This is a genomic window from Streptomyces sp. VRA16 Mangrove soil, assembly GCF_017377775.1.
Lineage (GTDB): Bacteria > Actinomycetota > Actinomycetes > Streptomycetales > Streptomycetaceae > Streptomyces.
The window spans coordinates 147,259-160,604 of record NZ_JAFVLN010000016.1 but is presented as its reverse complement, the minus strand read 5'-3'; the positions used below and the strand labels follow the sequence as shown (position 1 = coordinate 160,604).

Annotated in this window: 12 protein-coding genes; all 12 read right to left on the bottom strand. The window is 69.3% G+C overall.

Annotated elements, in window-relative coordinates; all coding sequences use genetic code 11:
- Positions 1-52: 52 nt before the first annotated feature.
- Positions 53-874: a F0F1 ATP synthase subunit A gene (gene atpB, locus J3486_RS33870; protein ID WP_207827450.1), complete on the bottom strand. Its 822-nt coding sequence runs from the start codon at positions 872-874 to the stop codon at positions 53-55.
- Between the two features lie 225 nt (positions 875-1,099).
- The gene (locus tag J3486_RS33865; protein WP_207827447.1) at positions 1,100-1,543 is read right to left on the bottom strand and encodes a hypothetical protein; all 444 of its coding nucleotides are present in this window, start codon (positions 1,541-1,543) and stop codon (positions 1,100-1,102) included.
- 260 nt (positions 1,544-1,803) lie between these two features.
- On the bottom strand, positions 1,804-3,168 hold the full coding sequence (locus J3486_RS33860; protein WP_307805046.1) for an MraY family glycosyltransferase: 1,365 nt from the start codon (positions 3,166-3,168) through the stop codon (positions 1,804-1,806).
- Positions 3,169-3,314: 146 nt separating this feature from the next.
- On the bottom strand, positions 3,315-4,559 hold the full coding sequence (gene glyA / locus J3486_RS33855; protein WP_207827443.1) for a serine hydroxymethyltransferase: 1,245 nt from the start codon (positions 4,557-4,559) through the stop codon (positions 3,315-3,317).
- Positions 4,560-4,648: 89 nt separating this feature from the next.
- Complete coding sequence (locus J3486_RS33850) at positions 4,649-5,329, bottom strand: protein-tyrosine-phosphatase (protein WP_374194803.1); 681 nt, start codon at positions 5,327-5,329, stop codon at positions 4,649-4,651.
- Complete coding sequence (locus tag J3486_RS33845) at positions 5,326-5,973, bottom strand: L-threonylcarbamoyladenylate synthase (protein ID WP_207827440.1); 648 nt, start codon at positions 5,971-5,973, stop codon at positions 5,326-5,328. Before J3486_RS33845 ends, J3486_RS33850 begins: the two co-directional genes overlap by 4 nt.
- Positions 5,974-6,011: 38 nt before the next feature.
- The gene (prmC, locus tag J3486_RS33840; protein WP_207827438.1) at positions 6,012-6,851 is read right to left on the bottom strand and encodes a peptide chain release factor N(5)-glutamine methyltransferase; all 840 of its coding nucleotides are present in this window, start codon (positions 6,849-6,851) and stop codon (positions 6,012-6,014) included.
- An 85-nt stretch (positions 6,852-6,936) separates the two neighbouring features.
- Positions 6,937-8,013, bottom strand: a complete 1,077-nt coding sequence (prfA, locus tag J3486_RS33835) for a peptide chain release factor 1 (protein WP_207827436.1) — start codon at positions 8,011-8,013, stop codon at positions 6,937-6,939.
- 110 nt (positions 8,014-8,123) lie between these two features.
- Entirely contained in the window at positions 8,124-8,345 is a 222-nt protein-coding gene (gene rpmE / locus J3486_RS33830) for a 50S ribosomal protein L31 (protein ID WP_010984345.1), read from the bottom strand.
- Positions 8,346-8,499: 154 nt separating this feature from the next.
- Complete coding sequence (locus tag J3486_RS33825) at positions 8,500-9,594, bottom strand: LCP family protein (protein ID WP_207827434.1); 1,095 nt, start codon at positions 9,592-9,594, stop codon at positions 8,500-8,502.
- Positions 9,595-9,882: 288 nt separating this feature from the next.
- Complete coding sequence (rho, locus tag J3486_RS33820; RefSeq protein ID WP_207827432.1) at positions 9,883-11,919, bottom strand: transcription termination factor Rho; 2,037 nt, start codon at positions 11,917-11,919, stop codon at positions 9,883-9,885.
- A gap of 397 nt (positions 11,920-12,316) precedes the next feature.
- Positions 12,317-13,234, bottom strand: coding sequence for a homoserine kinase (gene thrB / locus J3486_RS33815; protein ID WP_207827429.1), 918 nt, complete (start codon positions 13,232-13,234; stop codon positions 12,317-12,319).
- Positions 13,235-13,346: the final 112 nt, after the last annotated feature.

The following is a 13,346-nucleotide window of genomic DNA, read 5'->3' as shown; positions in this document are numbered from 1 at the left end:
ACCGGTGGGGGTTGGCCACCGGATGTCTATGGGGTGTGGAGCAGGGTCGGACTCAGTGGCCTTCGGCCATTGCGCCCTGGAGGAAGCTGCACGCCAGGAGCACGAACACGTAGGCCTGGACGGCCTGGATGAAGAGCTCGAAGGCGGTCATGATGATGACCATCACGAACGAGACGGCCGAGTACGCGATACCGATGCCGTTGAGCATGTACCAGCTGGCGATCGTGAAGAGCAGCAGCAGGGTGTGGCCGGCGAACATGTTCGCGAAGAGTCGGACGGTGTGCGTGAACGGCCGGACGATCAGGTTCGAGAAGAACTCGATGGTCATCGACAGCGGCAGCACCGCACCGAGCGACTTGTCGTAGCCCGTGAAGTTCTTGAACGCGCCCACGAAACCGTGGCGCTTGAAGGTGAGCGACACCCACATCACGTAGACGATCGCGGCCAGCGCGGCCGGGTACGAGATGATCGCCGTCACCGGGAACTGCGCGAGCGGGATGATCGACCAGAGGTTCATCATCCACACGAAGAAGAAGAGCGACACCATGAAGGGCACGTACTTCTCGCCCTCGCGCTTGCCGATCGTCTCGTAGACGATGCCGCGCCGGACGAAGTCGTAACCCGCCTCCGCGACCATCTGCAGCTTGCCCGGGATCATCTTCGGCTTGGCGAAGGCGGCCCAGAAGAAGCCGATGATGACAACCGAGCCGAGCAGCGCCAGCAGCATCGTCTTGTTGAAGTACAAGTTGCTGTCCGCGTCGCCCCAGATGGGCTCGAACAGGAACGAGTGCAGGCCGGGAGCCGGGAAGCCACACCCATCAAAAAGGTGGCAGTCGGTCTCGAAGGCGAGCACCTGCGTCGGGTCAGCACTCACCGCGGGCTCCTTCAGCGTGGCGCATAGGTACGGCAACCTCGTTGTGTCGGCGCGGCGCGCAGCCGCGGTTCGGCACGGGACTGGTGTTTCGGATGTGGGGGCGGCAGTTGGGCATCAAGCCTCGCGCTACAGCAGGCGTCAGCTCAGATGCCCGCGCCCGCGATGCCGCAGTTGGCACCGGACGATAGCAGGGTCCCGAAGCTCCACTTATCCCGCCCCTACGCTTCACGGCTTCGACCCCGTCTTTTCGGGCTTCTCGCCCTTCTGGGAGACGGAATCGGGATCGACGTAGAGGATCTTCGCCTTCATGTGGGCACGCGTCTGCGAGGCGATCCACGCGAGCGTCGAGACCACGAGCGAGATGGCGAAGGCCTTCGGGTTGAAGAGGGTCGTGTCCTTGAAGAGGGCCATGAAGATGACCATCAGCAGCAACTGCACCGCGTAGAGCATCAGGCCCATCATCTGGAACAGATGCGGAAGCGATTTGGCAGTGCGCTCCAGGACCAGAAGTCCCAGCCCCATGAAGAAGATCGCGACCAGCGTCCCGACGACCGCACCGAGGGCTCCCTTGCCGCCGGCGACCGCAGCACTGATCACGACGGCGATCGCGCCGACGGCGGCTGTGGGCACAGCGATGTGTACAAGGGTCCGTGCGTCTTTGGACGGCATGGCGGCAGCTCCGCTTGCTGATGGGGGCGGGGGTCGTCATGGACGAGCGTAGTCCGGGGCCGAGAGGGAACTTCGGGCCAATGGACCGTCGCACTCCGGTCTTTCGGCTCTATCCCCGGGTTTCGTGAACGGTATCACAAACTATTTGATGCGGTCTTTACCTAGATGGTGTGCTTGCCGTCACACGTGAGAGTGACCCTGCGCGTCTGCGCAACAACCGCATCAACTTGTCTGGTAATGGCGGCATTTGCCCGCGCGCGTCAGCGCGACGAACCGGCCTTCCGCCGATCGGTGAAGCGCGAACGAGCGCCAATTGCCGTCGCCCCGTTGACTCCTGCGGGAATCGGCGTGCGCTCCCCCTCGTCGCTGTCGTCGCTGTCGTCGCTCTCGCCGTCCGCGGCCTCCTGCGACGCGTACGCCGATGCGGCCGACGCCTCGTCGAGGGCGGCCCTGCGACGGCGGTAACGCGGCGGCACGAGACGCTCCGCCCAGCGCGGGGTGTGCGGCGTGAAGCGGGGCAGCAGAAGCAGCACCAGGCCGACGAAGCTCAGGGCGACGATGGTGAGCATCACCCACATCCCCGACGCCGAGTGCACGGAGTAGGCGACCGCGCCGAAGGCGATGAGCGCCGACCAGAAGTACATGATCAGCACCGCGCGGGAGTGCGAGTGACCGATCTCCAGGAGCCGGTGGTGCAGGTGGCCGCGGTCGGCCGCGAACGGCGACTGGCCGTTCCAGGTGCGGCGCACGATCGCGAGGACCAGGTCCGCGAACGGGATCGTGATGATCGTGAGCGGCATCACCAGCGGGATGAAGACCGGGAGCATCGCGTGGGTGGCGTCACGGGTGGAGCCGTCGAGGTTGAGCCGCAGCGCGTCCGGGTCGACCTGCCCGGTGATGGAGATCGCACCGGCGGCGAGCACGAGCCCGATGAGCATCGATCCGGAGTCGCCCATGAAGATGCGCGCCGGATGCATGTTGTGCGGCAGGAAGCCCAGGCACATGCCCATCAGGATCGCCGCGAAGAGCGTCGCGGGGGCCGCCGACTCGATGCCGTAGCCGTACCAGATCCGGTACGCGTACAGGAAGAACGCCGCGGCCGCGATGCACACCATGCCCGCCGCGAGGCCGTCGAGGCCGTCCACGAAGTTCACGGCGTTGATGGTGATCACGACCAGCGCGACCGTCAGGAGCGTGCCCTGCCACTGGGTCAGCGAGACCGTGCCCACACCCGGGATCGGCAGCCACAGGATCGTCAGACCCTGCATGACCATCACGCCCGCGGCGATCATCTGGCCGCCCAGCTTGATCAGCGCGTCGATCTCGAACTTGTCGTCCAGGACGCCGATCAGCCAGATCAGCGCCGCTCCCGAGAGCAGCGCCCGGGGTTCGTTCGACGACTCGAAGACCTGGTCCAGGTTGGTCAGGTGGTCGGCGACCAGCAGGCCCGCGCACAGGCCGAAGAACATGGCGATACCGCCGAGCCGCGGCGTGGGCTCCCGGTGCACGTCACGTGCCCGGATCTCCGGCATGGCGCCGGCCACGATCGCGAACTTCCGCACCGGGCCTGTCAGCAGATAAGTCACCGCGGCCGTGATGCAGAGCGTCAGCAGGTATTCACGCACGGGCTTCCCCACAGGTATCGCTGGCCATCTCAGCCCCACACCCTAGCTTTGCGTGCTTAGGGTTGGGGACTTACGGGTAGCGACGATGGTTGCACGAGTGACGGTTCTGGTACGCCAAGCGTGTGCTCCGCCGGTGCGTCTACCCCTTATCGGGCCGGATACGGGGGGAATCTCCCCGCCAGTTCACGGACCTCCTCGCGGACGGTGCGTACGTCGAAGACGTCACGTACGACACCCGACAGGAGCACGGCGACACGGGCCATCTCGGCCTCCCCCATGCCCTGCGTCGTCACGGCCGCGGTGCCCAGACGCAGGCCACGCCCCTCGCCGTACGGAAGCGCGCAGGTGTCCAGGACCAGGCCGGCCGAGGCCAGTCGGCCGCGGGCCACTTGGCCCTGTGCGCCCAGCGGGGCCGGGTCCACGGTGACGAGATGGGTGTCGGTGCCGCCGGTGGTGACGGCGAACCCCTCGGCCTCCAGGGCCCCGGCGAGCACCTCGGCGTTGGCGACGACCTGATGCGCGTACGCCGTGAAGGCCGGCGTGGACGCCTCGCCGAACGCGACGGCCTTCGCGGCGATGGTGTGCATCTGGGCGCCGCCCTGCGTGAACGGGAAGACCGCCCGGTCGACCCGGTCGGCGAGCTCGGCGGAGCACAGCAGCATGCCGCCGCGCGGGCCGCGCAGCACCTTGTGCGTGGTGGCGCAGACGATGTCGGCGTACGGGACCGGGTTCGGGGCCGCTCCCCCGGCGACCAGACCCATCGGGTGGGCGGCGTCCGCGATGAGGTGCGCGCCCACGTCGTCGGCGACGGCGCGGAAGCCCGCGTAGTCGATGTGCCGGGGGTAGGAGATCGAGCCGCAGACGATCGCCTTGGGGCGGTGGGCGCGGGCGAGGGCGGACACCTCGTCGAGGTCGATGAGACCGGTGGCGGGGTCGACGCCGTAGGGCACGAAGTCGAACCAGCGGCCCGAGAAGTTGGCCGGGGAACCATGGGTCAGATGGCCGCCCGCCGTGAGGCCCATCGCGAGGACGGTGTCCCCGGGGCGCAGCAGCACCGCGTACGCGGCCAGGACGGCCGATGAGCCGCTGTGCGCCTGTACGTTGACGTGCTCGGCCCCGAAGAGGGCTCTGGCGCGCTCCACGGCGATCCGCTCGGCCACGTCGACGAGTTCGCAGCCGCCGTGGTGGCGGGCGCCGGGATAGCCCTCCGCGTACTTGTTGGCGAGGGGCGAGCCGAGGGCTTCGAGGACGGCCGGTGACATGAAGTTCTCGGCGGCGATCAGCTGGAGGCAGTCCGCCTGGCGGGCCGTCTCTCCGAGGATGACCTCGGCCAGCTCGGGGTCCTGACGGCGCAGTGCTTCGAGCGCGGCGGGTTCGGTGATCACCGGCATGTTCGGCTCCGGGCCTCGCGGAGGGGACGGGTGCCTTCCAGCGTAGATCCGGGGGCCGCTCCGGGCGCGGGGAACGGGGCGAACGGCAGTTACTCGGGCACGCCGGTGAGGGCGGACACCACCGGGTCCAGAGCCTCGCTGATCTCGGAGCCGACCGAGCGGAAGAACGGCAGCGGCGCCCCGTAGGGGTCGTAGACCTCGTCGGCCTCGATGCTCGGGGCCAGGAGCCACCCGCGTAGAGCGGCCGCGGCCCGCACCAGGGAGCGTGCGCGTTCGACCACGCCGCCGTCCAGCGGGTCCGGCAGGGTCGCCGGGTCTATGGCCCGCACGAGCCGCGTGAACTCCTTCAGCGTGAACGTGCGCAGGCCCGCGCTGTGCCCCATGGAGATGACCTGCGCGCGGTGGTCGCGGGTCGCGGTCAGGACCAGGTCGGCTCTTATGACGTGGTCGTCGAGGAGCTCGCGGCCCACGAAGCCTGAGGGGTCGGCGCCGAAGTCCTCCAGGACCGTTTCGGCGTTGGCCTCCATCGGGGCGCCCTCGTGGCCCCAGGTGCCGGCGCTCTCCACGATGAGGCCGCCGGCCAGCGGGTCGCCGAGCCGGGCCGCGAGGGCATGCCGGGTGAGCCGCTCGGTGATCGGCGAGCGGCAGACGTTGCCGGTGCTGACGTGGAGGATCCGGAAGGAGTCGCCGGGGAGCAGCAGCGGCTCCCCGTACGTGGTGGACTCGGTGTACTCGGTGCCTATGCCACGCCCCGTCTCAGGGGCTGTCAATTCGCCACCTCGAGGTCGGGTACCACCTTGCGCAGCTCGTCGGCGGTGAGCGCGCCCTCGCGCAGCAGGACCGGGATCTTGCCGGTCACGTCGACGATCGAGGAGGGGATGTTGCCGGGGGTCGGTCCGCCGTCGAGGTAGACGGAGACGGAGTCGCCGAGCATCTCCTGCGCGGCGTCGCAGTCCTCGGGCGCCGGGTGCCCGCTGAGGTTCGCCGAGGACAGAGCCATCGGGCCGACCTCGGTGAGCAGCTCGATGGCGACGGGGTGCAGCGGCATGCGCACGGCGACCGTGCCGCGGGTCTCGCCGAGGTCCCACTGGAGCGACGGCTGGTGCTTGGCGACGAGCGTGAGGCCGCCCGGCCAGAAGGCGTCGACCAGCTCCCAGGCCATCTCGGAGAAGTCCGTGACGAGGCCGTGCAGGGTGTTCGGCGACGGGATGACCACCGGGGTGGGCATGCCGCGGCCGCGGCCCTTGGCCTCCAGGAGGTCACCGACGGCCTCGGGCGAGAACGCGTCGGCACCGATGCCGTAGACGGTGTCGGTGGGGAGGACGACCAGCTCGCCGCGGCGGACGGCGGACGCGGCTTCGCGCAGACCGGTGATGCGGTCGGTCGCGTCGTTGGTGTCGTAACGCCGTGCCATCTAGCGGGCCTCCTGCTCAGGTGGGTATCGGTGGTCGGTCACGGCATCGCCTTGCGGGCCGTCGCGAACCGCGGACGGTTGTTGAGGTCGGGGTGATCGGCGGCGTCCGCCCAGCCCCGCTCCTCGGTGAAGATCCACGGGACCTGTCCGCCCTGGGTGTCGGCGTGCTCGATGACGACGACGCCGCCGGGACGCAGCAGGCGGTGGGCCGTGCGCTCGATGCCACGGATCAGGTCGAGGCCGTCCTCGCCGGAGAAGAGCGCGAGGTCCGGGTCGTGGTCACGGGCCTCGGGCGCCACGTACTCCCACTCGGTGAGCGGGATGTACGGCGGGTTGGAGATGACGAGGTCGACCTGGCCGTCGAGGTCCTGGAAGGCCTCCAGGGCGTCTCCCTGGCGCAGGTCGACCCTGGACCCCTCGACGTTCTTCCGCGTCCACTTGAGGGCGTCCTCGGACAGCTCCACGGCGTGCACGCGCGAGCGCGGGACCTCCTGGGCGAGCGCGAGCGCGATGGCGCCGGAGCCGGTGCACAGGTCCACGATCAGCGGTTCCACCACGTCCATGGCGCGCACGGCGTCTATGGCCCACCCGACGACCGACTCGGTCTCCGGGCGCGGCACGAAGACGCCCGGCCCGACCTGGAGCTCCAGGTAGCGGAAGTAGGCGAGCCCGGTGATGTGCTGGAGCGGCTCGCGCGCCTCGCGGCGGGCGATGACCTCCCAGTACCGGGCGTCGAAGTCCGCGTCCTTGACGGTGTGCAGCTGCCCCCGCTTGACGCCGTGCACGAACGCGGCGAGCTCCTCCGCGTCGTTGCGCGGCGAGGGCACGCCGGCGTCGGCGAGGCGCTGGGTGGCCTGGGCAACTTCCGCGAGCAGCACGCTGCGGGGGCTTGGGGGTCGCTCCCCAAAATGTTGCTGCACGCTGGTCCTCCGGGCTGAGCTGTCGTACGGGGGTTGACTCGGCTTACGCGGCGGCGAGCTTGGCGGCCGAGTCCGCGTCGACGCACGCCTGGATCACGGCGTCGAGGTCGCCGTCGAGCACCTGGTCCAAGTTGTACGCCTTGAAACCGACCCGGTGGTCCGAGATGCGGTTCTCCGGGAAGTTGTACGTACGGATCTTCTCGGAGCGGTCGACGGTGCGGACCTGGCTGCGACGGGCGTCGGCCGCCTCGGCCTCGGCCTTCTCCTGCGCCGCGGCAAGGAGCCTGGAGCGCAGGATACGCATCGCCTGCTCCTTGTTCTGCAGCTGACTCTTCTCGTTCTGGCAGGAAGCCACGACGCCCGTGGGGATGTGCGTGATGCGGACGGCGGAGTCCGTGGTGTTGACGGACTGGCCACCGGGACCCGACGAGCGGTACACGTCGATGCGCAGATCGTTCGCGTGGATCTCGACGTCGACCTCCTCGGCCTCGGGCGTGACCAGCACGCCGGCGGCGGAGGTGTGGATGCGGCCCTGCGACTCGGTCGACGGGACGCGCTGCACGCGGTGCACGCCGCCCTCGTACTTCATGCGGGCCCAGACACCCTGGCCGGGCTCGGTCGCGCCGTTGCCGCCCTTGGTCTTCACGGCGACCTGGACGTCCTTGTAGCCGCCCAGCTCGGACTCGGTGGAGTCGATGATCTCGGTCTTCCAGCCGACGCGCTCCGCGTACCGCAGGTACATGCGCAGCAGGTCACCGGCGAACAGGGCGGACTCGTCGCCGCCGGCGCCGGCCTTGATCTCCAGGATCACGTCCTTGTCGTCGGACGGGTCGCGGGGCACCAGGAGCAGCCGCAGCTTCTCGGTGATCTCCTCGCGCTGCTTCTCCAGGTCCTTGACCTCGGCGGCGAAGTCCGGGTCGTCGGCGGCCAGTTCACGGGCCGTGTCGATGTCGTCGCCGGTCTGCTTCCAGGAGCGGTACGTCGCGACGATCGGGGTCAGCTCGGCGTAGCGCTTGTTGAGCTTGCGCGCGTTGGCCTGGTCGGCGTGGACCGACGGGTCCGCGAGCTTCTTCTCCAGATCGGCGTGCTCACCGATCAGGTCCTCGACGGCCTCGAACATCTCCGGCTCCTGCTGGTACGGGGGGTCAAAAAAAGAGGGCTGCACCGCAAAGCGCCGGTCCCGGTGCCCCCGCCGAAACAGGGACACCGGAGACCGGCGCTGGAGCCTCGCTACTTCTTGGCAGCGGCAGCCTTGCCGAAGCGGGCCTCGAAGCGGGCCACACGGCCACCGGTGTCGAGGATCTTCTGCTTGCCCGTGTAGAACGGGTGGCACTCGGAGCAGACCTCGGCACGGACGGTGCCGGACGAGATGGTGCTACGGGTGGTGAACGACGCGCCGCAGGTGCAAGAGACCTGCGTCTCGACGTACTCGGGGTGGATGTCGCGCTTCAAGGTGTCTCCTAGGTTCGGGAGGGCGCCGGGTCGCAGACGCGGATTGCGGGAGCGTGAACCGGAGCCGACGTACCAGTCTGCCAGGACTGGCCGCATCCCCCAAAACCGGGGTGGGCCCGGAAGTATTCCCCGGGGCCCCCGCGTGAGTGTCCGGCTACTTCACGACACCGTCGGCCTGGCCGGTGGCGGTGCCCTCGGTGGCGGCCTTCGGGATGGCCTTGTCGGCCTTCAGGGCCTTCCAGACCTGGTCGGCCTTGGTCTCGTCGACGAGGACGCGGTTGGCGTCGTTGGTGTCGTACTGCACAGGCAGCGTGACCATGTTCATGTCGTTGGACCCGATGCCCTTGAGCCCGTTCGCGAACGAGGCCAGGTCCTTGACGGAGGCCAGCTCCGAGTCGGTGGTCACCGACTTGGTGGCGGTGTCCGCGAGGTCGTACAGCTTCGTCGGGCTGGTGAAGACGCCGACGCTCTTGAGCTGGTCCATCAGGGCCTTCATGAACGCCTGCTGGAGCTGGATGCGGCCGAGGTCGCTGCCGTCACCGACACCGTGCCGGGTGCGGACGAGGCCGAGCGCCTGCTTGCCGTCGAGGGTGTGCGTGCCCGCGTCGAGCGTGAGGTGGCTGTCGGGGTCGTCGATCGCCTTGGTGGTGGTGACCTCGACGCCGCCGAGGTCGTCGATGAGCTCCTCGAAGCCGCTGAAGTCGACCTCGACGTAGTGGTCCATGCGGATACCGGTCACGGACTCGGCGGTCTTGACCGCGCAGGCCGCGCCGCCGGTGGAGTAGGCGGAGTTGAACATGACGCCGCTGGCCGCCGGGTGCACCGTGCCGTTGCCGTCGGTGCACTCCGGCCGCTGTATGAGCGTGTCCCTCGGTATGGAGACGACGCTGGCCTTCTTGTGGCCCTTGTAGATGTGAACGATCATCGCGGTGTCGGAGCGGGCCGAGCCGTCGTCCGTGCCGCCGCCGGCCTTCTTGTTGGCACCCGCGCGGCTGTCGGAGCCGAGGACCAGGATGTCCTGCGAGCCGTTGTCCACGTTCTGCGGGCGGTCGGTGCCGAGGGCGGCGTTGATGTCGACGCTCTTGATGTTGCCGTCGAGCTTGAAATAGACGTACCCGAGCCCCGTGCCGCCGAGGACGACGACGCCTGCCGCGCTCCACGCCGCGATGCGCAGCGCCTTGCTGCGTCCGCTGCGGGGCTTGCGGCGGCGGCCCTTGGCGCGCCTGCGCCCGCTGTCTTGGTCCGGCATGTGCTCCTCGCTGGGTCTGTCTGCATAGGGGCCGCGTGGGCCGCCAAGAAGCGTTGCACAGCAGCCTGTGTCCCCACCGTGTACCCACCACCACGGAACGTAACGGGACTTTCGTCCCACACCGCTCTCACCTGCGCTTTCAGCCCCATGCGGCGCATGCTTCACAAGAGCTCCGGATCCTTATGCATGTGGTGAAGGTCTCCGGTCCCCCAGCAGCCGGAAAGGGCTGAGCCCCGCCGCACGAGGCGGCGGGGCTCAGCCCTTTCGGACGTACGAGGCGTACGACGGTCAGTCGTTGCCGTTGCCCGGAGCGGGCGTCGTCTTCTGGATCTGCAGCAGGAACTCCGCGTTGGACTTCGTCTGCTTCATCTTGTCGAGCAGCAGCTCGATCGCCTGCTGCTGGTCGAGTGCGTGCAGCACCCGGCGCAGCTTCCAGACGATGGCGAGCTCGTCGCTGCCGAGCAGGATCTCTTCCTTACGCGTACCCGAGGCGTCGACGTCGACGGCCGGGAAGATGCGCTTGTCGGCGAGCTTCCGGTCGAGCTTGAGCTCCATGTTGCCGGTGCCCTTGAACTCCTCGAAGATCACCTCGTCCATGCGGGACCCGGTGTCGACGAGCGCGGTGGCGAGGATGGTCAGCGAGCCGCCGTCCTCGATGTTGCGCGCGGCGCCGAAGAAGCGCTTCGGGGGGTACAGGGCGGTCGAGTCGACACCACCGGACAGGATGCGGCCGGAGGCCGGGGCGGCGAGGTTGTACGCGCGGCCCAGGCGGGTGATCGAGTCGAGCAGCACGACGACGTCGTGACCCAGCTCCACGAGACGCTTGGCGCGCTCGATGGCGAGCTCGGCGACCGTGGTGTGGTCCTCGGCCGGGCGGTCGAAGGTCGAGGAGATGACCTCGCCCTTCACCGACCGCTGCATGTCGGTGACCTCTTCCGGACGCTCGTCGACCAGGACGACCATCAGGTGGCACTCGGGGTTGTTGTGCGTGATCGCGTTGGCGATCGCCTGCATGATCATGGTCTTGCCGGTCTTCGGCGGGGCCACGATCAGACCGCGCTGGCCCTTACCGATGGGCGAGACGAGGTCGATGATGCGGGTCGTGAGCACACCCGGGTCCGTCTCCAGGCGGAGGCGGTCCTGCGGGTACAGGGGCGTCAGCTTGTTGAACTCCGGGCGCCCGCGGCCGGATTCGGCCGCCATGCCGTTCGCCGAGTCGAGGCGGACCAGCGCGTTGAACTTCTCGCGGCGCTCGCCCTCCTTGGGCTGCCGCACGGCACCGGTGACGTGGTCACCCTTGCGCAGGCCGTTCTTGCGGACCTGGGCGAGGGAGACGTAGACGTCGTTGGGACCGGGGAGGTAGCCCGACGTACGGATGAAGGCGTAGTTGTCCAGGATGTCGAGGATGCCCGCGACGGGGATCAGGACGTCGTCGTCGGAGACCTGCGGCTCGTTGCCGAAGCCCTCGTCGCGTCCGCGACGGCCACGGCGGTCGCGGTAACGGCCCCGGCGGCCGCGGCGGCCACCCGCGTCATCGTCGTAGCCGTCGTCCTGCGGACCGTTGTTGCGGTCACGGTCCCGGTCGCGGTCCTGCCGGCCGCCGCCCTGCTGCTGCCGGTCCTGACGGCCGCCCTGGTCCTTGCCGCCCTGGCCCTGGTCGTCGCCCTTGCCGCCGCGGCGGTCACGGTCGCGGCCACCACGGTCACGACGGTCGCGGCGCTCGCGCCGGCCCTCGTTGCCGCCGCTGTTCTCCTGGCCGGCGTCGCCCTGGCTCTCCTGCTTGGGCTCGGCCTTGGCCTCGGCGGTGACGGTCTCCGGGCTGCCCGCCTCGGCGACGGCACGACGGCGACGGCGCTCACCGGCCGGCTGCTCGTCCCCGGCGCCCTGGCCCGGGATCTCGATCTGCTGCTGGGCGACGGCCTTCTTCGCCTTGGCAGCGCCCGAGTCGGCCTTCTCCGTCTTGGCCTCGGACTTCGCGTCGGCCTTCGGCTCCTCGCCGGTACGGGCCTTCGAGGTGGCCCGGCGCTTCGGCTTGGCCTCGGCGGCATCGGAAGCGGGGGCAGCAGCGGCGGCGCTCTTCGCCGGGGCACCGCCGCCGGCCTGCGCCTCCTTGATGACCTCGATCAGCTGGCTCTTGCGCATCCGCGCAGTCCCCCTGATACCGAGGCCCGATGCGACCTGCTGCAGCTCGGCCAGCACCATGCCCTCAAGGCCGGTACCGCGGCGCCGCCGGGCAGGCGTAGCAGAGGCTTCCCCTGCAGACGCGGCGGGCGCGGCAGCGGAGCTGTCGGCAGTCACGCCCATCAGATCGGTGGTGTCGCTCACGAAGGGTCCTTCCCTGGAGCGGACGTCGGCCTGTCTGGCTCGGCGACCGGTTGTGCTGTCCGGCGGTGGTCCTCTCGGTACGGACCGTGCCGGGGCGGTTGTCCGCCGATGAGGCGGGAGAATTCATTGGTGACAGCGATTCCGGATACCGCGGGTGCACTGGATTTCTGTGTCACGCGGCTCGGTCACGCCGGTTCCGGAGCATGCTCGACAACGATCAGCGCGGCATATCGAGAGACGATGATGTCGCGATGAATTGCTGGGGAGGCTCCCGGAAGAATGGTTGTCCCGGACGGGGACACACAGCACCTCGCCATGGTGGGGTCGGGTGCAGGTTTGAGGTTAACACTACCGGATCCAACAAACATTCCCCCTCTCTCAATCCGGCAAGCACGCGTCAGGAGCCAAGCGGCAGCACGCTCGCTCCGTCGACATCGAGGGCCAGGCGGTTGGCCGCCCACCCCTCTCCGGCCAGCCGGGCGACCTTGTCGGCCGCTCCGTCCTCCACCAGGGCGAGGACCGTCGGTCCCGCCCCGGAGATCACCGCGGGCACACCGTCGGCCCGCAGTCGCTCCACCAGCGCGGCGCTCTCCGGCATGGCCGGAGCGCGGTACTCCTGGTGAAGACGGTCCTCTGTGGCCGGCAGCAGCAGCTCGGGGCGCCTGGTCAGGGCCTCGACGAGCAGGGCCGCCCGGCCCGCGTTGGCCGCGGCGTCCACGTGCGGGACGCTGCGCGGCAGGAGTCCTCGGGCCATCTCGGTGAGGACGGGTTTCCCGGGGACGAAAACCACCGGAACGATGGAATCGGCGGCGTCCAGGCGGATGGCCCGGCCCGCCCCGTTCTCCATCCACGCGATGGTGAAGCCGCCGAGCAGACACGGCGCCACGTTGTCGGGGTGGCCCTCGATCTCGGTGGCGAGCTCCAGCAGGGCGGCGTCGTCGAGCTTGACGTCGCCGCCTATGGTCACGGCGCGCGCGGCGACGACGGCCGCGACGATGGCGGCCGACGACGAGCCGAGGCCGCGGCCGTGCGGGATGCGGTTGGCACAGACGATTTCGAGGCCGCGCGGCTGCCCGCCGAGGGCGTCGAAGGCGGTGCGCAGTGCCCGTACGAGAAGGTGCGACTCGTCGCGGGGCAGGGTCTCGGAGCCCTCACCTGCGATGTCGATGTTCAGCCCGGAGTCGGCGACCCTGACGACCACGTCGTCGTAGAGCCCCAGCGACAGGCCGAGGCTGTCGAAGCCCGGACCGAGGTTGGCGCTGGTGGCGGGGACGCGCACCCTGACGGCGGCGGCGCGGAACGCGGGACCGGCCATCGCTCGATGACTCTCCTTGAGCTGCGGGATGTTTCGAGAACTTCGAGACTTCCGATGTCTTGTGATGCGTACAGCAACACCCGGGCCGCGCTCGACGGCATCACAGGGGACA